This window comes from Streptomyces solicavernae, from assembly GCF_029968095.1.
Classification (GTDB): domain Bacteria; phylum Actinomycetota; class Actinomycetes; order Streptomycetales; family Streptomycetaceae; genus Streptomyces; species Streptomyces solicavernae.
Genome location: NZ_JASCIR010000010.1, coordinates 51,039 through 73,791 on the forward strand (window position 1 = coordinate 51,039; position 22,753 = coordinate 73,791).

A 22,753-nucleotide genomic window follows, 5' to 3' on the forward strand; every position below is an offset into this window, starting at 1 on the left:
GGACACAGGTTGAACGGAGTTGCCCCGAGACGGGCCGAACACGCCCATCCCGCCGGATTCTTTGCCGAAAAATCGCTCGTGCGTTTGCCCGTGCGCTCTAATCTCTGCTCAATCACCCGCACAGGGAGGGTGGTTGTACGGGGGCTCTCAGGTGATACCAAGTCAATTCGGGCGGAGGGCTGTCGCGCATGCAGGGGACGGTCGACGGATTCAGTTACGGGCTCGTCACGCCCGTGGTCGCGTACCTGATGGCCTGTCTCGGCGGTGCGCTCGGCCTGCGCTGCACGACCAGATCGCTGCTCGTGGAGAACTCCTGGCGGCCCGGCTGGCTCGCCCTCGGCTCGGCCGCCATCGGGTCCGGCATATGGACCATGCACTTCGTCGCGATGATGGGCTTCGCGGTCGAAGGTGTGCCCGTCCGGTACGACGCCCCGATCACCTTCGCCAGCCTGGGCCTGGCCATCGTGATGGTCGGCATCGGGATCTTCATCGTCGGCTACCGCGGTGCGACCGTCATGGCCCTCTTCACCGGAGGCACCATCACCGGACTCGGCGTCGCCTCCATGCACTACCTGGGCATGGCGGGGATGCGCCTGCCGGGGTCCCTCCGGTACGACACGTTGACCGTCACCCTCTCTGTAGTGATCGCCGTCGTCGCGGCCACCGCCGCGCTCTGGGCCGCCGTACAGGTGCGGGGTTTCCTGTGGAGCCTCGGGGCCAGCCTCGTCATGGGGCTCGCCGTCACCGGCATGCACTACATGGGGATGGCTGCGCTCGACGTGCACCTGCACGGATCCGGCGGCATGCCGTCCGGCGACCCGGCCGGTGCGCTGCTCGCGCCCATGATGGTCGGCCCGCTCGCCTTCCTCGTGCTGGCCGGTGTGGTCGTGATGTTCGACCCGCTGATGGCGCACGGACCCGGCCGGCAGCGCGCGGAGCTGAGCCTGCGCCCCGGCCCCGCCCTGGTACCCCGCCCCGGCATCCCGGCCCACGGCCCCGGCTCCGACGCGGCCCGAGGCCGCCCGCCGCGCCGCCGCACCCTCGCCCCGGCCCCGCCGCGAGGACCGCGCTCCCGCCTGGACCGGTGATCACCGGGCACCGCCCCCACGCCCGTGACCAGGGAGAACGGCACCGCCGATGCGGATGCGGGGCCGGTTGTCAGTGGGGAGTCGTACGGTGGGTTTCATGCGGCCCTCATCCAAGATCGAACGCACGGTGGCGCCCTTCGAGGTCGTCAGCCCGTACCAGCCCAGCGGTGACCAGCCCACCGCTATCGCCGACCTCGACCGACGCATCCGAGCGGGCGAGAAGGACGTCGTCCTGCTCGGCGCGACCGGCACCGGCAAGTCCGCCACCACCGCGTGGATGATCGAGAAGCTGCAGCGCCCCACCCTCGTGATGGCGCCGAACAAGACCCTGGCGGCCCAGCTGGCCAACGAGTTCCGCGAACTCCTGCCGAACAACGCCGTCGAATACTTCGTCTCGTACTACGACTACTACCAACCAGAGGCGTACGTCCCGCAGTCGGACACCTACATCGAGAAGGACTCCTCGATCAACGAGGAGGTGGAGCGCCTGCGCCACTCCGCCACCAACTCGCTGCTCACCCGGCGCGACGTAGTGGTGGTCGCCTCCGTCTCCTGCATCTACGGCCTGGGCACGCCGCAGGAGTACGTCGACCGCATGGTCTCGCTCAAGATCGGGGACGAGCTCGACCGCGACGAACTCCTGCGCCGCTTCGTCGACATCCAGTACACGCGCAACGACCTCGCCTTCACACGCGGCACCTTCCGCGTCCGCGGCGACACCATCGAGATCTTCCCGGTGTACGAGGAACTCGCGGTCCGCATCGAGATGTTCGGCGACGAGATCGAGGCCCTCTCCACCCTGCACCCCCTCACCGGCGAGGTCATCAGCGACGACGAGCAGCTGTACGTCTTCCCCGCCTCCCACTACGTCGCCGGCCCCGAACGCATGGAGAAGGCGGTCAACGGCATCGAGAAGGAGCTGGACGAGCGCCTCGCCGAGCTGGAGAAGCAGGGCAAGATGCTGGAGGCCCAGCGCCTGCGCATGCGCACCACGTACGACCTGGAGATGCTCCGCCAGATCGGCTCCTGCTCCGGCATCGAGAACTACTCGATGCACTTCGACGACCGCGGGCCCGGCACGCCCCCGCACACCCTCCTCGACTACTTCCCGGACGACTTCCTGCTCGTCCTGGACGAGTCCCATGTGACCGTGCCGCAGATCGGAGCCATGTACGAGGGCGACGCCTCCCGCAAGCGCACCCTCGTCGACCACGGCTTCCGGCTGCCCTCCGCGCTCGACAACCGCCCCCTCAAGTGGGAGGAGTTCCAGGAGCGCATCGGCCAGAGTGTGTACCTCTCGGCCACTCCCGGGGCGTACGAGCTCTCGCGCGGAGACGGGCACGTCGAGCAGATCATCCGCCCCACCGGCCTGGTCGACCCGGAGGTCGTCGTCAAACCCACGGAGGGCCAGATCGACGACCTGGTGCACGAGATCCGCACCCGGGCGGAGAAGGACGAGCGCGTCCTCGTCACCACGCTCACCAAGAAGATGGCCGAGGACCTCACGGACTACTTCCTCGAACTGGGCATCCAGGTCCGCTACCTGCACAGCGACGTCGACACCCTGCGCCGTGTCGAGCTGCTGCGCGAGCTGCGCGCGGGCGAGTTCGACGTCCTGGTCGGCATCAACCTCCTCCGTGAGGGCCTCGACCTGCCCGAGGTCTCCCTGGTGGCGATCCTCGACGCCGACAAGGAGGGCTTCCTGCGCTCCGGCACCTCCCTGATCCAGACCATCGGCCGCGCGGCGCGCAATGTCTCCGGCCAGGTCCATATGTACGCGGACAAGATCACCCCGGCCATGGAGCGGGCGATCGACGAGACCAACCGGCGCCGCGAGAAGCAGATCGCGTACAACAAGGCGAACGGGATCGACCCGCAGCCGCTCCGCAAGAAGATCAACGACATCGTGTCGGCCATCGCTCGCGAGGAGGTCGACACGGAGGAGCTCCTCGGCTCCGGTTACCGCCAGACCAAGGACGGCAAGGGCGCCAAGGCCCCGGTGCCGTCGCTCGGTGCGGGGAAGGGGCAGGGCGCCAAGGGGGGCACTTCGGCCAAGTCGGGCAAGGCGGCCAAGGGCAAGGCCGAGCAGGTACCGACGGACCGGCCCGCGGCCCAACTCGCCGAGCAGATCGAGGAGATGACCGACCGGATGCGCGCCGCGGCCGCGGACCTCCAGTTCGAGGTCGCCGCCCGGCTGCGCGACGAGGTGTCCGAGATGAAGAAGGAGCTGCGGCAGATGAAGGAGGCGGGCCTCGCCTGACGGCGGCGGGGAACGCCCGCGCCCGCCGGCTCTGTCCGGCCGGAGCCGACCGGCCGGGCGGCGTCGGCCGGCGGAGTTGGCCGGATGTGTTGCAAGACCGCCACAAAGCGTGGTCCGGACTGCGGCGCTGTCAGTGCCACTGCGTAGGGTGCTGATCAACCGCATCTGTGGCGGTTGGTCGTAGGGGAAGGTTCGAGAGGGGACAGCGCGTGTCGGTCAACATGACGAAGGGGCAGGCGATCAGCCTGCAGAAGAACGACGGGGGCACCCTGACCGCGGTGCGCATGGGGCTCGGCTGGCAGGCGGCGCAGCGCCGCGGCCTGTTCGGATCCCGGACCAAGGAGGTCGACCTCGACGCGTCGGCGGTGCTGTTCGCCGACCAGCAGCCGGTGGACGTGGTGTTCTTCCGCCACCTCGTCAGCGACGACGGCTCGGTCCGGCACACCGGTGACAACCTCGTCGGCGGCGTCGGCCAGGGCGGGGACGACGAGGCGATCCTCGTCGACCTGCAGCGCGTCCCGGTCCACATCGACCAGATCGTCTTCACGGTGAACTCCTTCACCGGCCAGACCTTCCAGGAGGTGCAGAACGCCTTCTGCCGCCTGGTGGACGAGACGAACGGCCAGGAGATGTCCCGGTACACGCTGGACGGCGGCGGCCAGTACACCGCTCAGATCATGGCCAAGGTGCACCGCACCGGCTCCGGTTGGTCCATGACGGCCCTCGGAACCCCGGCCAACGGCCGCACCTTCCAGGACCTGATGCCGTCGATCCTGCCGCACCTGTAAGCACCGGGTGCCCGGACCGTCGTGTACGCGTCGGGGCGTCAACTACCGTTCTGGCGACGGCAGTTGGATCGAAGCCCGGAGTGCCGGCGTCGGTGGCCACTGAAGAGAAGCGCAACGAGGGGAACCAAGGCGATGACGGCCGAGCTGGTCAGGGGCCAGAACCACGTACTGCCCCAGACCCGACTGGAGATCCGGGTGTCGGCCGGCCGGCCGGTCGTGGCGGGCGCGACGCTCAGCGACGAGCACGGCAAGGTCCGCGGCGCCGACTGGGTGGCCCATCCCGCGTCCCCCGGAATGCCCGGCCTCGAAGTATCCAAGCAGGCCGCCGCGGACCACCGGCTCGCCGTCGACCTCGGCGCCCTGCCGCCCGGCGCGGAGCGCGTCAGCATCCTGCTGGCCCTGCCCTTCGCGGACGGGGCCCCGGCAGCCGGCGCAGGGGAGGACCCGGCCAGGTTCGGCGCGCTGGCGGCACCCTTCGTCGCGGTGACCGGACTCGACGGCTCCGAGATCGCCAGCTACACCATCACCGATCTCGACGCCGAGTCCGCGGTGGTGGCCCTGGAGCTGTACCGCAGGCAGGGCGCCTGGAAGGTGCGCGCCGTGGGCCAGGGATACGCGGGCGGGCTCGCCGCGATGCTCACCGACCAGGGGCTGTCCGACGGCCCGTCGCTGGCCACCGAGATCCTGGACGCCGTGGCGCGCGGTATGGCCCGTTCCGTCGCGGCGCCCCCGCAGCGCACCACCGAGGCCGACCGGCTGCGGCACTCGGCGCAGGCCGCGCAGCCCGCCGCCCAGGAGGCCCACAGCGCGGCGGCAGCACCGTCCGCCAACTCCGCGCGTCCTGCGGCGACTTTCGCGCCCGAGGGGCACGTCGCGCAGCCGCCGTCCCCCACATCGGCCGACGACGGCACTGCTCCGCAGCCGCCCGCCACCGCCCCGTCGCCCGAAGCGCCGGCGCCCCTCGCCCCCGAAAGCCAGGACGACCCGCACGGTCAGGACGGCCTGCCGAGTCAGGGTGCCCCGCGGGGTCAGGGTGACCGGCACATCAGCCACGACCAGGACCGCCACGACCAGGACCGCCACGACCAGGACCGCCTCGGCCAGCCCCACCACCCCGATCCGCAGCCCGACCGCCCCGAGTCGCAGTCCGCCGCCCCGGCGTCCACGGGCGGCCCCGTCGACTACACCCACCCCGCTCGCCGTGCGGCCGCACCGCCCGCGGCCGCGGCCGCGCCGGTCGCGCAGCCCGCGCAGCCGGGGCAGCCCGCGCAACCGGTTGCCGGTGACGCGACCGGCTGGTCCATGGAGGAGCGGCTCTACAACCAGGTGTGGGGCATGTTCGAGGACCTGGCCCGCACCGTCGCCGCGTTCCGCAGCGCCGTGGACTTCGCCGAGTCCCGCATGGAGCAGGAGCTCGATCAGGTCCTCACCGACCCGCGCAGCCGGATCAGCGGGCAGGGCGACGCCGCGCGTGCGGCGGCCCGCGCCAAGCAGGCCAAGCTGGTCGAGCAGGCCAGGGAGGTCCTGGACCGGGACCTCGCCCAGCTCGCCGCGGAGGCCGAGGTGGTCGAGCCCGCCCTGCCGCCGTCCTTCGCGTCCTGGGACAACCCGGTCTGGCACGCGTACCGCGTCCCGATGGAGCCGCCCATGGCGCTGCGCCTGGGCGACCTGAGACTGCCCGAGTCCGCCGAGCTGCGGATCCCGATGCTGATCAGGCTGCCACTGGAGCGCGGACTCTGGATCGACAGCGGACGCACCGCCTCCTCGGCGACCGGCTCGTTCGCCGACGGCGACGACCTGCGCCGCCTCGCCGTGGACACGGCGGTCGCGCACGCCGCCCGCCTGCTCGCCGTCTATCCGCCCGGCGACTTCGCGGTGCACGTCATCGACCCTGCGGGCGCCGCGGCGGGACCGCTCACGCCGCTGCGCGACGCGGGCGTGCTCGCCGAGCCGCCCGCCGCGGGAGCGGCCGGAGTGTCCGAGGTGCTGGCCCGGCTGACGCGCCGGGTCGACCTGGTGCAGATGGCGGTACGGGCACGTGCCACCGACTCGCTGCCGCCCGACGTGGACACGGCGGAGCAGCTGCTGATCGTCAACGACTTCCCGCACGGCTTCGACGACCGGGCCGTGACCCAGCTGCGGTACCTCGCCGACGAGGGCCCGGCCGTCGGCGTGCACCTGATGATGGTCGCCGACCGTGAGGACGCCGCGGAGTACGGTCCGGTCCTCGACCCGCTGTGGCGCTCGCTGCTGCGGCTCACACCGGTGCCCGACGACCACCTCGCGGACCCGTGGGTCGGTCATGCGTGGACGTACGAGCCCTCGCTCACACCGCCCGGCAGTCAGGTGCTCGGCGACGTCCTGGCCCGGGTCGCGGACGCGCGCAGAGCCTGGGGCCGCTGAGGCGGGCCGGGGGCCTGCTCGCTCCCAGGATGCGGGTTTTGCTCACGACCTCGGCCGCAAAACCCCTCTGACCTGCAACTTTGGTTTGTGCTTTACTTCACGCTTTACCTTTCCTTGGTAGTTCGCGTACTCTTCATCTCGCGGAGGGGAGTACTCCCTGAATGCGGCGTTCCCGTCAGTACGGACCTGGGCCAGGTCCCGGGGCGTCGGCCCGTCGGTGTCCGTGAGAGCGGCGCCTCGGGTGGAAGAGACCTCCGGCAGCGACGACGCTGGTGTTTGTGCCGTTACGTACTGCCGGAGGCGCAGTGGATGTTTCTCTGACCCTATGGGTCCTCACGATCGTGGGTCTGTGTGCCCTGATCGGTGCCGACTTTTTCATCGGGCGCAAGCCCCATGACGTGTCCATCAAGGAAGCCGGAATCTGGACGGTCGTCTGGATCGTCCTCGCCGGCCTCTTCGGTGTCGGCCTGCTGATCTGGGGCGGCGGACAGCCCGCCGGCGAGTTCTTCGCCGGCTTCATCACCGAGAAGTCGCTGAGCGTCGACAACCTCTTCGTCTTCGTCCTGATCATGGGCAAGTTTGCGGTGCCCTCGCAGTACCAGCAGCGAGTGCTGCTCGTCGGTGTCCTGATCGCCCTGGTGCTCCGAGCGATCTTCATCGCCGCCGGCGCCGCGATCATCGCCAGCTTCTCCTGGGTGTTCTACATCTTCGGCGCGTTCCTGATCTGGACCGCCTGGAAGCTGATCCAGGAGGCCCGCGCCGACGAGCCCGAGGAGGAGTACGAGGAGAACAAGCTGCTGAAGGCGGCCGAGAAGCGCTTCGGCGTGGCCGACCGCTACCACGGCACCAAGCTGTGGATCCAGCAGAACGGCAAGAAGGTCATGACGCCGATGCTGGTCGTCATGCTGGCGATCGGCACGACCGACGTCCTCTTCGCCCTCGACTCCATCCCCGCGATCTTCGGCCTGACCCAGGACCCGTACATCGTCTTCACCGCCAACGCCTTTGCCCTGATGGGTCTGCGGCAGCTGTACTTCCTCATCGGCGGACTGCTGAAGAAGCTGGTCCACCTGAGCTACGGCCTGTCGGTCATCCTCGGCTTCATCGGCGTGAAGCTGGTCCTGCACGCACTGCACGAGAACGGCGTGCACGTGCCGGAGATCTCGATTCCGTTCTCGCTGGGCGTCATCTGCGCCGTGCTGATCGTCACGACGATCACCAGCCTGATCGCCTCGAAGAAGCAGGACGCCCAGGAGGCCCAGGAGGCCCAGGAGGCCGCCAAGGGCGGGGCTGACCTGCCGAGCGGCGAACCGTCCCAGGCCAAGCAGCTCAGGACCGAAGACGGTCCGGCGAAGTCCGAGCGCTCGAAGGACGACATAGAGGCCTGACGGCCCGACGGTCGGCCCTCCGAGGATCACGGCCACGGCGACAGCCCGTCTCCGCCCCGCACGGGGTGTGGACGGGCTGTCGCCGATCTGTCGACGCCGCGCGGGAAGGTCGGGACATGACCTCCTACGAGACGCAGCTCCCGGTCCGGCTCCTGCACGTCGTCCGCGCCCGACGCCTCACCCCCCGCATGGCCCGCATCACCTTCGGTGGCCCCGACCTCGCGGACTTCCGCCTCGACGGCCCCGACCAGCAGGTCAAGCTGTACTTCCCCAAGCCGGGCCAGGACCGCCCGCGGCTGCCGGAACCGACGGTCGAGGGCGGCGATCCGATGCGCTGGTACGAGGAGTTCACCGCGCTCCCCGAGGCGGAGCGGCCCTGGATGCGCAGCTACACCGTGCGCGCCCACGACCCGGCGGACGCCACGATCGACATCGACTTCGTCCTGCACGGCGGCGGAGCCGCGGGCCCCGCCACCCGCTGGGCGGCCGCCGCGCAACCCGGCGACATCCTCGGCATGTTCGGTCCCTCCGCCCACTTCGCGAAGCCCCTCCCGCTCGGCGCAGCCGACTGGACGCTGCTCGCCGGGGACGAGACGGCACTTCCGGCGCTCGGCACGATCCTCGAAGCCCTGCCGGAGGGCGCCGAGGCGGTCGCGTACATCGAGGTCCAGGACGCGGCCGACGAGCAGCAATTCACGACCCGCGCCGAACTGACCGTGCACTGGCTGCACCGGGGCACGGCGCCCGCAGGGCACGCCGGTCTGCTGCTCGACGCGGTACGGGCGGCCACCTTCCCCCACGGCACTGCCTACGCGTGGCTGGCCGGCGAGGCCGGGGCCGTGCGCGGGCTGCGTCGCCATCTCGTGGGGGAGCGGGGCGTGGCCAAGAAGGACATCGGCTTCGCCGGGTACTGGCGGCTGCGCCGCACCCAGGACGACGCCCCCACGGCGGACGACCTGGCCGACGCGCAGGACCTCCTCGCGCAGGCGCAGGCATAGGCCCAGGCCCAGGCCCAGGCATAGGCCCAGGCCCAGGCCCTCTGGGGGATCCGGCCGGGCTCGGCTGCACCTCACACCAGCGCGGCCGCCTCCCGTATGGACAGGGCAGTGCCTCGCGCGTGGGCCGCCTCGTACGCCTCGGACCCCAGCGCGGCGCGCAGCTCGGCCTCGGCGCGGGACCGCATCCGGCCCGCGTCGGGGAAGGGCCTGAGGCCGAAACTCCCGCTCAGCCCATAGCCGTCGTACGCGCCGAGCAGCCGCGCACCGTCCTCGCCCGCGCCGAGCCGCGCCTTGGCCCAGGCGGCGACGAGGAACTGGTCGGAGACGAGCCACGGTGCGACCAGGTACGCCACGCTCTCCATCCCCCGCACCGCCCGCCCGACGTGCTTCGCCGCCTGCTCGAACCTCCCGTCCAGGCAGTCCAGCCAGGCCCGTTGCCCCGCGAGCTCCCCCTCGAACAGCCCCGAAACCCCGCTGGGCAGGGACCGCTCCAACGCGGTCAGTTCCTCCCGCGCCCGACCCGTCCGGCCCGAGCCGCCGTAGTGCTGGACGAGCAGCAGCCGGGCTGTGCTGACCGGCTCGCCCCCGAACCGGTCAGCCTCCCGCGCCGCCTCGCGCAGCAGCCCCTCCGCCTCCGCCCGCTCCGCCTCGTCGCGCGCGATCCGCAGCCGTACGTCGGCCAACCTCGCCTTGAACAGGGGCACTTGATGGTGTGCCCCGATCCTTCCGGCCTCCGCCATCGCCCGCTCCAGGTCGGCGGCGGCCTCGGCGTACCGCTCCCTGCGCGCGTGCTCCTCGCCCCGGGCGGCCAGCGACTCGGCGATGCCCCACGGGTTGTCGGCCCGCTCGAAGTACGCGAGGGCACGGTCGGCGTCGCCGGCCGCCGCCTCCGCCGGCTCCGTGCGGTCATGTGCCAGCCGGGCCCGCATCAGGTACGTGAACCCGAGCTCCCAGGCGTGCCCCTCCCGCCAGCGCTCGCCGAGGCCCTCGATGTCCCGCACGACGGCGTTCATCGTCTCCTCGACGTCCGCGAACTCGCCCGTCATCAGCCGCGCGAAGTACCACACCGACCCCGGCTGTCGGCTGACCTGCGGCATGCCGGAGTGGTACGCCGCCACGACCCGGCGCAGATACGCCTGCGTGTCCGTCCGCGTGAGCGCATCCGCGTCCCCCTCGGGACTGGTGGCCTGCACCAGGAGCCGCACCCCACGCCGCGCCTCCCACAGCTGATCCTCGTCCCACGGCGGCGGGCGGCCGGTGCAGCGTTCCTCCAGCGGCACGGCCACCCGCACCGGGTCCTCGAAGGGATCCGGCCCGAGAGCAGCGACCGCCGAGGACCAGATCCGGGCGTCCGCCTGGTGGCCCCGCAGCTGCCAGAACCAGCTCATCGACAGCGCCAGACACAGCCCGTCCTGCTCGGCGCCCAGCTCGACCGCGGTGCGCAGCGCCGTGCGCACGTTGTCGTGCTCCCGCTCGAACCGCCCCAGCCAGCCGACCTGTTGCGGCCCCCGCAGCTCCGGTTCGCCGACACGCAGCAACTCCCGGTACGCGGTGAGGTGCCGCCGTGCGACGGACTCGCGCTCCCCGGCCTCCGCGAGGCGCTCTGCGGCGTATTCGGCGACCGTTTCGAGCAGCCGGTACCGCATGCCCTCGTGGGCGTATGAAGTTGTCGTTCTGCCCGTGTTCCAGGAATCGGACTCCTCTCCTTCGCTTCGCTCCGCTCCCTCCGGTGTCGCCACGACGAGGGACTTGTCGACGAGGGACGCTAGCGTCTCCAACGTGCCCGCGCCGCACACGTCCTCCGCCTGTTCCACGGCGCACCCGCCGGAGAAGACGGCGAGCCGCCGCAGCACCGTCCGCTCGGCCTCGTCGAGCAGGTCCCACGACCAGTCCACGACGGCGCGCAGCGTCTGCTGCCGGGGCAGCGCCGTCCGGCTGCCGCTGCCCCTGCCGAGCAGCCGGAACCGGTCGTCGAGCCGGTCCGCGAGCTGCCGTGCGGTGAGCAACCGCAGCCGTGCGGCGGCCAGTTCGACCGCCAGGGGCAGTCCGTCGAGCCGGAGGCAGATTTCCGCGCAGGCGTCCGGATCGTCCTGGACGCGGAAGCCCGGCCGTGCGGCCGCACCCCGAACGGCGAGCAGGCGCAGCGCCACGTCCGGCGGCAGGGGCTCGACGGGCCGCACTGTCTCACCGGGCACTCCGAGCGGCTCCCGGCTGGTTGCCAGGACCGTCACCCCGGGGCACTCCGTGAGCAGCAGGTGCACCAACTCGGCGGCGGCGCCCACCAGATGTTCGCAGTTGTCGAGGACGAGCAGCAGCCGTCGGCGTCGGCAGTGCTCCACCAGTTGGGCCAACGGGTCGCGGGGCGCGGGCTGCAGCTCCTCGGTGGACGCACCGGGGCCGCGCACCGTCGTCTCGCGGGCGCCAAGAGCGGTGAGCACCGTCTCGGGGACGGTCTCCGCGTCACGCACGGGTGCCAGCTCGGCCACCCACACGCCGTCCTGCCACACCTCCTTCCCTGATGTCTCGCGCCCTGCGCGGGCGGCCTCGATTGCCAGACGCGTCTTGCCGACGCCGCCGGGGCCGAGCAGCGTGACAAGTCGCTGCCTCTGCAACTCCCGGGCGAGGAGCTGGAGTTCCGACTCGCGGCCGACGAAGGAAGTGAGGGGAGCGCGAACCCTGCCGAGGGCGCGCGCCCCGGGCGCGGGGGAGTGCGTCGAGTGGTCGACAGGCGGACGCGCCGCTTCCGGGCTCCCTGAAGCCGCCCGCGCCCCAACGTCCGGCGCCGTCGGTGCCTTCGCCAGGGGCTCCGGCGGCGCCTCGGCCGGTGTCTCCGGCGTGGTGTTCGGCGATGGGCGTAGCAACTCCCGGTGCAGCACCCGCAGTTCGGCGCCCGGGTCCGTGCCGAGCCGCTCGGCCAGGCCGGCCCGTACGTCCTCGTAGGCCGCGAGCGCCTGTGCGGTGCGTCCGGCGGCGTGCAGGGCGCGGAGGTGCAGCGCCTGCAGCGGTTCGTCCAGCGGGTTCTCGGCAGCCAGCTCGGCGATCTCGCCGAGCGCGGAGTCGGCCCGGCCCAGGGCGACTTGTGCTGCGAGGCGGTTGCGGTGGGTGGTCTCGCGCAGCCGCTCCATGCGTACGGCCAGCGGGTCCGTCGTGCGTCCGGGCAGGTCGAGCAGGGCGGGCCCGGCCCAGAGGGAGAGCGCCTCGTCGAAGAGCGTCACCGCGCGTGCGGGGTCCCTCTCGGTGGATGCGGCCGATCCCTCGACGGTGAGGCGTTCGAAGCGGTGCAGGTCGACGTCGTCCGGGTCGGCGGCCAGCAGGTAGCCTCCGGGTGCCGACGTCACCGCCGCGTGCCCGAGGGTGCGCCGCAGCCTGCCGACCAGGGCCTGCAGCGCCTTCACCGCATCCGCCGGAGGCTCCTCCTCCGGGCCCCAGACCTGGGAGATCAGCTGCCCCACGGTCACGGTGCGGCCACAGTCGACGGCCAGGGCGGTCAGCAGCGCGCGCAGCCGTGCGCCGCCGAGCGAGGCCTCCTGGCCGCCGGAGCGCAGCACACGCGCGGGGCCGAGTACGCGGTAGTGGGGGATCACCCGACCATTGTCCAAGCTGCGCGCACGCCTCGCCCCCGGCTCCCGGAAGGGCCTCTGGGCTTGCGGTTGTCAGGTGGCTGTGTCGGACGCGAACACGGCAGTGTCGGGCGCGAGCACGGGAGCGTCGGACGCGAACACGGCAGTGCCGGGCGGGGACACCCGCCCCGCGCGTATGCCCTGACCGTCACACGGCGGGAACGGAACGCGGCCCCGTCACGGCAATGCGTGACGGGGCCGGTCGAGCTCGGTCGGCGGGCTACCAGCCGCGCTCGCGCCACTCCGGAAGGTGCGGCCGCTCGGCGCCCACAGTGGTGTCGTTGCCGTGGCCCGGGTAGACCCAGGTCTCGTCCGGGAGCTGTCCGAAGATCTTGGTCTCGACGTCGTCGAGCAGGCTCGCGAACGCTTTCGGGTCGTTGTGCGTGTTCCCCACACCCCCCGGGAACAGGCAGTCGCCGGTGAACACATGCGGGTGACCGTGCGGGTCGTCGTAGACCAGGGCGATCGAGCCGGGCGTGTGGCCGACCAGGTGGCGGGCGGTCAGCTCGACGCGGCCCACCTTGATCGTGTCGCCGTCCTCGACCGCCACATCGGTCGCCACCGGGATGCCGTCCACGTCGAACCGCCCCGCGTACGTGCGCGCGCCCGTCGCCGCCACGACCTCCTGCAGGGCGCCCCAGTGGTCGCCGTGCCGGTGCGTGGTGACCACCGAGGCGATCCCGCTCGGGCCGATGAAGTCGAGCAGCGTGCGCGCTTCTGCGGCCGCGTCGATCAGGAGCTGCTCGCCGGTGGTCCGGCAGCGCAGCAGGTACGCGTTGTTGTTCATGGGGCCGACGGCGATCTTGGAGATCATCAGGTCCGCGAGCTCGTGCACGTCCGCGGGTCCACCGACCTTCACCGCTCCGCTGTACGTCATGGATTCACCCTACAGAGCCGTTCTACAGAGCGGGCAGGACGGGCAGCAGGCCGCTGTCGCAGTCCAGTCCGGCGCCCTCGCGGCGGCCGGCGAGCCAGCCGAGCAGGTCGGCGGACGGGCCGATCACCGAGACGACGTCGCCGTCCGCGCGGCCGGTGGTCCACTGACCTCCGTCGGTGGCGGTGATCGCGATCTGCGGCACCGCGGCATTGCCGGAGAAGCGGTCCGCGAGGAACGTGATCTCGCGCGCGGTGAAGTCCGCCGACAGATCCTCCAGCTCGTAGCCGATGTCCAGGTCGACGTGGTGCAACTCCACCTCGATCAGCCGCCGGAACGGCACACGCGCGGCGCTTTCGGTGACGCCGTTGCGGAGCTCCACGGTCCGAGACCAGTCGGCGTCGGCGGCGGCCTCCTGCTCGAACCGGTCCGCGCTCGCGCGCAGGTCGGCCAGCTGCTCCGGCTGCGGCCGCGGGGCGCCCCGCTCGATGTCGCCGTCGCGGGCGGCGGCGCTCTCGTACATGGGACGGCCGGCGAGGACGTTCACCAGAGCGTCCGCGTTGCGGGAGAGGTGGGCGAGGACGTGGCCGCGGGTCCAGCCCGGAAGCCGTGACGGTGCGGCGATCGCCGCGTTGTCCAGTTTGCCGACTGCGGTCAGGACCCGATCGGTCGCTTCACGCAGAGTCGCCAGGTCACGCACATGATCACTCATGGCTCCGACGATAGTCCCAGCCACTCGTACGGGTGAAGGTGCCGAACCGTGGCCGTAAATCGAATGCGCGTGCTATAGCCTGGGTCCAGGCACTCTTGGACTGTTGGAATGCGAAGCGGTGCCGAGGAGTTTCAAGCAGTGCAGTCCTTCGCTGTGGCGGCCCCCATAGTCTGTTGAGACGGGGGCCCCGCCCCCGCTTCTCTAGTGAAAGGTGCGGACCGGCGTGGCCGACCGTCTCATCGTCCGTGGCGCGCGCGAGCACAACCTGAAAAATGTCTCGCTCGACCTTCCGCGTGACTCCCTCATCGTCTTCACCGGTCTGTCCGGCTCCGGTAAGTCCTCGCTGGCGTTCGACACGATCTTCGCCGAGGGCCAGCGCCGGTATGTGGAGTCGCTCTCCTCGTACGCGCGCCAGTTCCTCGGCCAGATGGACAAACCCGACGTCGACTTCATCGAAGGCCTCTCCCCGGCCGTCTCCATCGACCAGAAGTCGACCTCGCGCAACCCCCGCTCCACGGTCGGCACCATCACCGAGGTCTACGACTACCTGCGCCTGCTCTTCGCACGCATCGGCAAGCCGCACTGTCCCGCGTGCGGCCGCCCCATCGCGCGCCAGTCGCCGCAGGCCATTGTCGACAAGGTCCTGGAGCTGCCCGAAGGCAGCCGGTTCCAGGTGCTCTCGCCGCTCGTGCGGGAGCGCAAGGGCGAGTTCGTCGACCTCTTCGCCGACCTCCAGACCAAGGGCTACAGCCGCGCGCGCGTGGACGGGCAGACCATCCAGCTCTCCGAGCCGCCCACGCTGAAGAAGCAGGAGAAGCACACCATCGAGGTGGTCGTCGACCGCCTCACCGTGAAGGACTCCGCCAAGCGCCGCCTCACCGACTCCGTGGAGACCGCCCTCGGCCTCTCCGGCGGCATGGTCGTACTCGACTTCGTCGACCTCCCCGAGGACGACCCCGAGCGCGAGCGGATGTACTCCGAGCACCTCTACTGCCCGCACGACGACCTCTCCTTCGAAGAGCTCGAACCGCGCTCCTTCTCGTTCAACTCGCCCTTCGGCGCCTGCCCCGACTGCACCGGCATCGGCACGCGTATGGAGGTCGACCCCGAGCTGATCGTGCCCGACGAGGACAAGTCCCTCGACGAAGGCGCCATCCACCCCTGGTCGCACGGCCACACCAAGGAGTACTTCGGCCGCCTCACCGGAGCCCTCGCCGACGCCCTCAGCTTCAGCACGGACACCCCCTGGGCAGCGCTTCCGCAGCGCGCGAAGAAGGCCCTCCTCAACGGCCACAAGACCCAGATCGAGGTCCGCTACCGCAACAGGTACGGCAGGGAGCGGGTCTACACCACGCCCTTCGAAGGCGCCGTCCCGTTCGTGAAGCGGCGGCACAGCGAGGCCGAGAGCGACGCCAGCCGCGAGCGCTTCGAGGGCTACATGCGCGAGGTGCCGTGCCCCACCTGTGAAGGCACCCGCCTCAAGCCGATCGTCCTCGCGGTCACCGTGATGGGGAGGTCCATCGCCGAGGTCTCCGCCATGTCGATCGCCGACTGCGCGGACTTCCTCGCCGAGCTGAAGCTCAACGCGCGCGACAAGAAGATCGCCGAGCGCGTCCTCAAGGAGGTCAACGAACGGCTGCGGTTCCTGGTCGACGTCGGCCTTGACTACCTCTCCCTGAACCGCGCCGCAGGCACCCTCTCCGGTGGTGAGGCCCAGCGCATCCGCCTCGCCACCCAGATCGGCTCCGGCCTGGTCGGCGTGCTCTACGTCCTGGACGAGCCCTCCATCGGCCTGCACCAGCGGGACAACCACCGGCTCATCGAGACCCTGGTCCGCCTGCGCGACATGGGCAACACCCTGATCGTCGTCGAGCACGACGAAGACACGATCAAGGTCGCCGACTGGGTGGTCGACATCGGCCCCGGCGCCGGTGAGCACGGCGGCAAGGTCGTCCACAGCGGCCCCTTGAAGGGACTGCTGAAGAACGCCGAGTCGATGACCGGCAAGTACCTCGCGGGCAAGAAGGCCATCCCGGTCCCCGACATCCGCCGCCCCGCCGACCCGGTCCGCCGCCTCACGGTGCACGGAGCCCGGGAGAACAACCTGCAGGACATCGACGTGGCGTTCCCGCTCGGCGTCCTCACAGCAGTCACCGGAGTCTCCGGCTCCGGCAAGTCGACACTGGTCAACGACATCCTGTACACCCACCTCGCCCGTGAGCTGAACGGCGCCCGCAACGTCCCGGGCCGCCACACGCGCGTGGACGGCGACGACCTCGTCGACAAGGTGGTGCACGTAGACCAGTCGCCCATCGGCCGTACGCCGCGCTCCAACCCGGCGACGTACACCGGGGTCTTCGACCACGTCCGGAAGCTGTTCGCCGAGACCACCGAGGCGAAGGTCCGCGGATACATGCCGGGACGCTTCTCGTTCAACGTCAAGGGCGGCCGCTGCGAGAACTGCTCGGGCGACGGCACCATCAAGATCGAGATGAACTTCCTGCCGGACGTGTACGTGCCGTGCGAGGTCTGCCACGGCGCGCGGTACAACCGCGAGACCCTGGAAGTGCACTACAAGGGCAAGTCCATCGCCGAGGTCCTGGACATGCCCATCGAGGAGGCGCTCGGCTTCTTCGAGGCCGTCCCGACGATCGCCCGCCACCTCAAGACGCTCAGCGAAGTCGGCCTGGGATACGTGCGGTTGGGTCAGTCCGCGCCCACGCTGTCCGGTGGTGAGGCGCAGCGCGTCAAACTCGCCAGCGAACTCCAGAAGCGCTCCACCGGCCGTACGGTGTACGTCCTGGACGAGCCCACCACCGGCCTGCACTTCGACGACATCAGCAAGCTGATCAACGTCCTGTCCGGCCTGGTCGACAAGGGCAACACGGTCATCGTCATCGAGCACAACCTCGACGTGATCAAGACCGCCGACTGGGTCGTGGACATGGGCCCCGAAGGCGGCAGCGGCGGCGGCCTCGTCATCGCCGAAGGCACCCCCGAGGAGGTGGCGGCCATCCCGGCCAGCCACACCGGCAAGTTCCTGCGGGACACTCTGGGGGCCGATCGGGTCAGCGACGCCACGGTGCCCCCGGCCCGTCAGCGCACCACGAAGAAGGCCGTGAACAACACGGTGGCGGCCAAGGCCCCCGCCAAGAAGACCGTCACGGCGAGAACCAACACCGCGAAGACCGGGACCGCGAAGGCCGCGGCCAAGAAGACGGCCAAGGCCACCGCCCCGGCCTCGGCCCCGGCCCCGGCCAAGAAGGGGGCACGCACGCGTAAGGCCTGACAGCGGCCACCCCGTCGGACGGGCTCGACACCAGCAGTACGAGCCCGTCCGGCGAGCCCCGGACGACGGCAAGGGCCAACGACCCAACGGCCCACGACCCAACGGCCCACGTCACACCGGTCACGTCGCACCGGTCATGTCACACAGCCCACGGCCTCCCCCCCCGGCAAGGACGCCGCTCCCCGCCAGCTCGCCAACTGGCCATAATCACAGGGCAGTTGGAGCAGAAGCCCCTTAACGTGGACCCATGCGCACCCTGGCGAGACAGTCCGACCGAGCCATGAGGGCCGCAAGAGGAATCGCCGCCTTCGCCCGGCACCCCATCAAGGACCGCCCCGACGAGTCCCGCCTCGTGCGCCGCTGGCCCGACCTCGCCGCCACCTGCGTCGCCACCGTCTTCTTCTGGCTCTCCCTGACCCCCTCGCTCGTCCCCCGGCCCTGGTATCTGCAAGGCGTCATCGGCGGCATCACCGCAGCCATCGGATACGCCGTCGGCGCCACCCTCAGCACCCTGTTCCGCGCCCTCGTCCGCCGACGGCCGAGCGAGCGCGCCCGCGTCCGCTGCTGGCAGGCCTACTGGGTGCTCAGCCCCTTACTCGCCGGCTGGCTGATCTCCCAGAGCGCGCAGCTGCAACGCGAACTGCGCGCCCTCCAAGGCCTGCCGCCCGCCCTCACCTGGCACACCCCGATGATCGCGCTGATGGCCGTGGCGATCACCCTGCTCCTCCTCTGCCTCGCCCGCCTCATCCGCCTCGGCTCCAGCCGCCTCATCCACGGCCTCGGCCGGCTGCTCCCCAGACCCGCAGCCGTCGGCCTCGGTCTGCTGATCAGCACCATGCTCGTCACCGTCGGCATCCGCGACGTCGTCTACGACCGCGGCGTCATCGACGTCGCCGACCGCATCGCCAAGGCCACCAACTTCGGTACCAAGGACGGCATTCACCGCCCCACCTCCCGCTACGTCTCCGGCGGCCCCGCCTCCCTCATCCGCTGGCAGGACCTCGGATTCCAGGGACGGAACTTCACCGGATCCACCCTCAGCGCCGCCCGCATCTCCGCGTACACCGGGAAGCCCGCGAAGAGCCCGGTGCGCGTCTACGTCAGCTCCTCCGCACCCGAGGCCTTCAGCACGGACGAGAGTGAGCCCTTCGAGGCCCAAGCCGACTTGGCCGTACGGGAGTTGAAACGGACCGGGGCCTTCGACCGCGAGGTGCTCGCCATCGCCGGAACCACCGGATCCGGCTGGATCGACGCAACGGTGGCCGAGTCCCTGGAGTACATGTACGGCGGTGACACGGCCATCGTCGCCGTGCAGTACTCGTACCTGCCGAGCTGGGTCTCCTTCCTGGTCGACAAGGAGAAGGCCGGGCAGTCCACGCGCGCGCTCGTCGAGGCCGTACGGGAAGAGCTCGACGCGCTGCCCGAGGAGCGGCGGCCCGCGCTGGCCGTCACCGGCGAGAGCCTCGGCGCGTACGCCATCGAGGACTCCTTCGGCAGCGTCGACGCCCTCCTCGCCGGCACCGACGGGGCGCTGCTCATGGGCGCACCCCACTTCTCGCCCGTGTCCGAGGAGCTCCGCGCCCGACGCGACGAAGGCAGCCCTGTGTGGCGGCCACAGTTCGAGGACGGTCGGAATGTGCGCTTCGCACAGTTCCCGGAGAAGGACCTGCGGCGCCCGCCCGCCGACTGGGGCCACCCGCGCGTGGTCTATCTGCAGAACGCGTCCGACCCGGTCGTCTGGTGGTCGCCCGACCTGCTCCTCGAACGCCCCGAGTGGCTGGACCAGCCCCTCGGACCGGACATCACCCCGGCGATCGACTGGTTCCCGTTCGTGGGCTTCTGGCAGACCACCGTCGACATGGCAGTCTCGTACGGGGTGGAGGCGCCGCACGGCCACCGCTACGGGGCCGGATCCGTCGACGGCTGGGCGGCCGTGCTGCCGCCCGAGGGCTGGCAGGAGCGGGACACCGAGCGGCTGCGCGAGTTCCTGGAGGCCCGGACGTCCCCGTACTGACCCGTAGGGTCCTGTCGGCCAGCGTCCGACCCGCCCGTCACCGTACTGATCTGCGCCGGTATCGTCGGGTGCGTCACCGCCCCCCTGACCAGTGGAGACTCCATGTCCGGCAAGGCCGCTGCCCGTCGTACCGTCCTGAAAGGCGCCGCCCTCGCGGGTACGGCCGGCCTGGGCGTCGCGGCCTGTTCGACGGAGTCCAAGGTTGGGCACGCCAGGAACCCCACACCCACCGCGCCCGTCGACCTCGGCGACGCGGAGGCGGTGCCGGTCGGGGGCGTGAAGCTCTACCGCGAGCAGCGACTCCTCGTCACGCGCTCCGCCGACGGCGAGTACAAGGCGTTCAGCGCCCAGTGCACCCACGCCGGCTGCGCCCTCGACAAGATCGAGAAGGACGAGGGCAACTGCCCCTGCCACGGCAGCAGGTTCGACATCCACACCGGCAAGGCGATCAAGGGCCCTGCCACCGTGCCGCTGCCCAAGGTCGCGGTGCGCACCGAGAACGGCAAGCTGATCGCCGGCCCAGAAGCCTGAGGCGCACTCCGGGCGCTCACTCCCAGTCCCACCCGATCCCCAGCAACCCCACCCGCACCTCCGGCTCCACCAGGTGCACGAACCGGTGCCGGCCGCTCAGGGTGAGGTTCTCCACGCCGCTGCGCCGGGCCGCCGACGACTGCTGGGCGAAGCGGTGGCAGCGCACCGGCAGCGCCTTCGGATGGAACCGGACCTGCAGCGCGTACTGCCCGCCCGTGAAGCTGAAGCCACGGACGTACTCGCTGCTCGGGCCCGCCGTGCCGTCCTCGAAGGCGTAGTGGAACAGATGGGTGTCACCGGTCCGCAGCCGGTGGTCGAAGAGCAGCTCGGCGACCAGGATCCCCGACGCCCGATGCCAACGCACCCTCCCCGTACGGCAGTTCTCGATCGCCCTGACCGTCACCCGGTCCGGCGCGCACCCCGGGTCACCATGGTGGATGGCCACATAGCGGTCCCCCTCGTCCCTGTGGGCGCGCACTATGTGCTGTGAATCGCGGCCGAGCAGCTCCCGCCGCGCGCCGATCCGCACCCGTTCCTGGTGGCCGACCGTGTGCAGCCCGCCGTCGAGGGGCGCCCCGAGGTCGCCGAGGAGCGTTTCGATCACACCGGCGACATCGAGGAGTGAACGGTACGAGCGGTTCGGCGGCCGTTCTGTGGCGGAGTTCAGGTCGAGCAGCCTCAGCAGGGACTCCTCGGGGAGCCGCAGCACCTCCTCCAGGGCGCGGACCGCGCGCAGCGACTCGGGCCGCTGCGGTCTGCGAGCGCCCTGCTGCCAGTAACTCAGGCTGGTCACGCCGACGTTCACACCCTTGCCGGCCAGATGGTGCCGCACCCGGTGCAGGGGCAGCCCGCGGACGCTGATCGCCGCGCGCAGGGCGACGTGGAACGGGCCGCTGCGCAGGGCGGACGCCAACTCGGCCGTCTCCGGGTTGTTCTCGCCGGCGCTTCGCATGAGGCACCCCTCCTTGTGAACGTTCACGCCGACCGTGCGGCCCCAGCGCCCGCTCGGGGGCTCGCGGCCTGGTCGGCGCGGGGGACGTGTTCACATCCGTACGCCCCCGTTCACGTCCCGTGCCACCCCGCATTGAAGCGGGTTGACCTGCTCCGGACAACACCTGATGCTCCTGCACAGCGTCCGGACGCGCTCCTCCACTCCCCACCCCTGCTCCGGGAGGAACGCAATGCGCAACCGAAAGAGACGGCTGCTCGCCGCCGCGGCGATCGCGGCGACGGCCGTCCTCACCGCCCCCACGGCCCACGCCGGCCCCACCACGCCCACCGACACCCGAACCCGCGCCGCGTCCCCGGCCGGGGACGTCTCGACGCTCGCCGCGCAACGCCTCGACATCACGATGCAGGCACAGCAGAAGTCCAACTGGTGCTGGGCGGCGGCCGGGAACACCATCGCCTCCTACCTGGGCGAGAACTACTCGCAGAACCAGTTCTGCAACGCCGCCTTCAACCGCCGGCAGGGGTCGGACTGCCCCAACAACCAGGCCACACTCGGCCATGTGCAGACCGCCCTGCGCTGGATGGGCGTCAACCCCGGCTCGTACGTCAGGGGCTGGCTGCGCTACCCCACGGTGCAGAGCGAGGTCAACGCGGGACGCCCCGTGGAGACCCGCATCCAGTGGTCCAACGGCGGCGGCCACATGCACGTCGTGTACGGCTACGACGACACGAACAGCTGGGTCTACTGGGGCGACCCCTGGCCCTCCAGCGACCGCTACAACTGGGCATCGCACGCCTGGTACGTGAACAACGGCACCTTCTCCTGGACCCACTCGCTCTACCGGATCGGGGCGTGAGCGCGATGAGCCGACCCATACCCCTGAGGGCCGTGCTCGCCGGTACGGCGGCCGCGCTGCTGCTCGGACTCGGTGCCCCGCACGCCGTCGCCGCGACGCCCGACCGGGACGACGCCCCGTCCGCCGCCGCGCGTGCGGCCGCCCACAAGGCGGCAGAGGCGCCCGGCACCAGGGCGACGCTGTCCCGCTTCTTCGCCCGTGAGGGAAACGTCACCGCGCGTGCGGCCGAACCCCGCATCCAGGGCGAGGCGGTGCCGGTGTACTACTTGGCGCCGGATTTTGTCGCCGGAGAGCAGGGCGCCCCGGTCGCCCGCCTGGAGTTCCTGGCCAGCAAGGCCGTCTCGTCCGACGGGCAGGAGGCCTCCCTGTGGACGGTGGAACAGGGCGGCACCTGGCAGGTGGTGAACATCGCCACCGGGGACGACGAGACGCACTACGCGCGCGTGGGCGCCGAAAAGCTCCCCGGAGGCACCGTCTTCCACGAGCCGCAGATCAACGCCTGGTACGTCACGCACCACGCGCGCGTGCTGCCCCTCGACCAGGACGCCACCCACGCGATCGGCGCCGACGGAACCTCACTGTCCGCCTACCGCGACCGAGTTGAGCGGGCGTACGGCGACAAGCTGCCCGGCTCCCCGTACGCGAAGTCGGGCAAGGCGGGCGGCTACGCAGCGCAGCACGAGGCGGCCGCACCGCAGCCCGAGGCCGCGGCGGGCGCGCAGCCCCAGTCCGAGGCCGCGGCGGGCGCGCAGCCCCAGTCCGAGGCCGCGGCGGGCGCGCAGCCCCAGTCCGAGGCCGCCGCGGGCGCGCAGCCCCAGTCCGAGGAGGCCTCCGGCCCCGCCCTGGCCGTGGCCGCCACCGCCGCGGGCCTCGGGGCCTGCGCAGGCCTCGGCCTGGCCGTCGTACGCACCGTCCGCACTCGCCGTCAGGCAGCCGACACCGCCTGACGGCCGCACACGGCCGCACGCAGGACCAGCACG

General features: G+C 71.3%; 15 protein-coding genes. 11 read left to right on the forward strand and 4 right to left on the reverse strand.

Going from position 1 to position 22,753, the window contains the following annotated elements; translation table 11 throughout:
- Positions 1-188: 188 nt before the first annotated feature.
- The 6 genes from QIS99_RS14305 to QIS99_RS14330 all read left to right on the forward strand — a co-directional run bounded on the left by QIS99_RS14305 (position 189) and on the right by QIS99_RS14330 (position 8,925).
- Positions 189-1,088, forward strand: coding sequence for an MHYT domain-containing protein (locus QIS99_RS14305; protein ID WP_282513659.1), 900 nt, complete (start codon positions 189-191; stop codon positions 1,086-1,088).
- A gap of 97 nt (positions 1,089-1,185) precedes the next feature.
- Complete coding sequence (gene uvrB, locus QIS99_RS14310; RefSeq protein ID WP_282513660.1) at positions 1,186-3,348, forward strand: excinuclease ABC subunit UvrB; 2,163 nt, start codon at positions 1,186-1,188, stop codon at positions 3,346-3,348.
- A 209-nt stretch (positions 3,349-3,557) separates the two neighbouring features.
- A complete protein-coding gene (locus QIS99_RS14315; RefSeq protein WP_282513661.1) occupies positions 3,558-4,136 on the forward strand; it encodes a TerD family protein in 579 nt (192 codons plus the stop codon).
- Positions 4,137-4,268: 132 nt separating this feature from the next.
- On the forward strand, positions 4,269-6,539 hold the full coding sequence (locus QIS99_RS14320) for a TerD family protein (protein WP_282513663.1): 2,271 nt from the start codon (positions 4,269-4,271) through the stop codon (positions 6,537-6,539).
- A gap of 305 nt (positions 6,540-6,844) precedes the next feature.
- Positions 6,845-7,927: a TerC family protein gene (locus QIS99_RS14325; protein WP_282513664.1), complete on the forward strand. Its 1,083-nt coding sequence runs from the start codon at positions 6,845-6,847 to the stop codon at positions 7,925-7,927.
- 116 nt (positions 7,928-8,043) lie between these two features.
- Positions 8,044-8,925 (forward strand): siderophore-interacting protein, encoded by an 882-nt coding sequence (locus QIS99_RS14330; protein ID WP_282513665.1) that lies wholly within the window; start codon positions 8,044-8,046, stop codon positions 8,923-8,925.
- Between the two features lie 71 nt (positions 8,926-8,996).
- On the opposite strand, the gene QIS99_RS14335 is transcribed toward QIS99_RS14330, so the two are convergent.
- The 3 genes from QIS99_RS14335 to QIS99_RS14345 all read right to left on the reverse strand — a co-directional run bounded on the left by QIS99_RS14335 (position 8,997) and on the right by QIS99_RS14345 (position 14,131).
- Positions 8,997-12,509, reverse strand: a complete 3,513-nt coding sequence (locus tag QIS99_RS14335; protein WP_282513666.1) for an AfsR/SARP family transcriptional regulator — start codon at positions 12,507-12,509, stop codon at positions 8,997-8,999.
- 256 nt (positions 12,510-12,765) lie between these two features.
- A complete protein-coding gene (locus QIS99_RS14340) occupies positions 12,766-13,422 on the reverse strand; it encodes an MBL fold metallo-hydrolase (protein ID WP_282513667.1) in 657 nt (218 codons plus the stop codon).
- 22 nt (positions 13,423-13,444) lie between these two features.
- Complete coding sequence (locus tag QIS99_RS14345; protein ID WP_282513668.1) at positions 13,445-14,131, reverse strand: maleylpyruvate isomerase family mycothiol-dependent enzyme; 687 nt, start codon at positions 14,129-14,131, stop codon at positions 13,445-13,447.
- Positions 14,132-14,354: 223 nt separating this feature from the next.
- Here QIS99_RS14345 and uvrA point away from each other — a divergent pair, with 223 nt between their 5' ends.
- The 3 genes from uvrA to QIS99_RS14360 all read left to right on the forward strand — a co-directional run bounded on the left by uvrA (position 14,355) and on the right by QIS99_RS14360 (position 19,965).
- A complete protein-coding gene (gene uvrA, locus QIS99_RS14350; protein ID WP_282513669.1) occupies positions 14,355-17,420 on the forward strand; it encodes an excinuclease ABC subunit UvrA in 3,066 nt (1,021 codons plus the stop codon).
- Between the two features lie 247 nt (positions 17,421-17,667).
- Positions 17,668-19,434 carry an alpha/beta hydrolase gene (locus tag QIS99_RS14355; protein ID WP_282513670.1) on the forward strand — a complete coding sequence of 589 codons (1,767 nt, stop codon included), beginning with the start codon at positions 17,668-17,670 and terminating at the stop codon, positions 19,432-19,434.
- Positions 19,435-19,536: 102 nt separating this feature from the next.
- Positions 19,537-19,965, forward strand: a complete 429-nt coding sequence (locus QIS99_RS14360; RefSeq protein WP_282513671.1) for a Rieske (2Fe-2S) protein — start codon at positions 19,537-19,539, stop codon at positions 19,963-19,965.
- Positions 19,966-19,981: 16 nt separating this feature from the next.
- Here QIS99_RS14360 and QIS99_RS14365 read toward each other — a convergent pair whose 3' ends face one another.
- Positions 19,982-20,917 (reverse strand): hypothetical protein, encoded by a 936-nt coding sequence (locus tag QIS99_RS14365; RefSeq protein WP_282513672.1) that lies wholly within the window; start codon positions 20,915-20,917, stop codon positions 19,982-19,984.
- A 229-nt stretch (positions 20,918-21,146) separates the two neighbouring features.
- Between QIS99_RS14365 and QIS99_RS14370 the strand changes: the two genes are divergently transcribed.
- Positions 21,147-21,773, forward strand: a complete 627-nt coding sequence (locus QIS99_RS14370; protein ID WP_282513673.1) for a papain-like cysteine protease family protein — start codon at positions 21,147-21,149, stop codon at positions 21,771-21,773.
- 5 nt (positions 21,774-21,778) lie between these two features.
- Complete coding sequence (locus tag QIS99_RS14375) at positions 21,779-22,720, forward strand: hypothetical protein (protein ID WP_282513674.1); 942 nt, start codon at positions 21,779-21,781, stop codon at positions 22,718-22,720.
- The last annotated feature ends 33 nt before the right edge of the window (positions 22,721-22,753 follow it).

What these genes read in the sequence shown, in the direction of transcription:
- uvrB (WP_282513660.1), top strand. Translation starts at nt 1,186, where the DNA reads ATGCGGCCCTCATCCAAGATCGAACGCACGGTGGCGCCCTTCGAGGTC.
- QIS99_RS14305 (WP_282513659.1), top strand. Translation starts at nt 189, where the DNA reads ATGCAGGGGACGGTCGACGGATTCAGTTACGGGCTCGTCACGCCCGTG.
- QIS99_RS14375 (WP_282513674.1), top strand. Translation starts at nt 21,779, where the DNA reads ATGAGCCGACCCATACCCCTGAGGGCCGTGCTCGCCGGTACGGCGGCC.
- QIS99_RS14320 (WP_282513663.1), top strand. Translation starts at nt 4,269, where the DNA reads ATGACGGCCGAGCTGGTCAGGGGCCAGAACCACGTACTGCCCCAGACC.
- QIS99_RS14330 (WP_282513665.1), top strand. Translation starts at nt 8,044, where the DNA reads ATGACCTCCTACGAGACGCAGCTCCCGGTCCGGCTCCTGCACGTCGTC.
- QIS99_RS14340 (WP_282513667.1), bottom strand. Translation starts at nt 13,422, where the DNA reads ATGACGTACAGCGGAGCGGTGAAGGTCGGTGGACCCGCGGACGTGCAC.
- QIS99_RS14360 (WP_282513671.1), top strand. Translation starts at nt 19,537, where the DNA reads ATGTCCGGCAAGGCCGCTGCCCGTCGTACCGTCCTGAAAGGCGCCGCC.
- QIS99_RS14365 (WP_282513672.1), bottom strand. Translation starts at nt 20,917, where the DNA reads ATGCGAAGCGCCGGCGAGAACAACCCGGAGACGGCCGAGTTGGCGTCC.
- QIS99_RS14355 (WP_282513670.1), top strand. Translation starts at nt 17,668, where the DNA reads ATGCGCACCCTGGCGAGACAGTCCGACCGAGCCATGAGGGCCGCAAGA.
- QIS99_RS14345 (WP_282513668.1), bottom strand. Translation starts at nt 14,131, where the DNA reads ATGAGTGATCATGTGCGTGACCTGGCGACTCTGCGTGAAGCGACCGAT.
- QIS99_RS14370 (WP_282513673.1), top strand. Translation starts at nt 21,147, where the DNA reads ATGCGCAACCGAAAGAGACGGCTGCTCGCCGCCGCGGCGATCGCGGCG.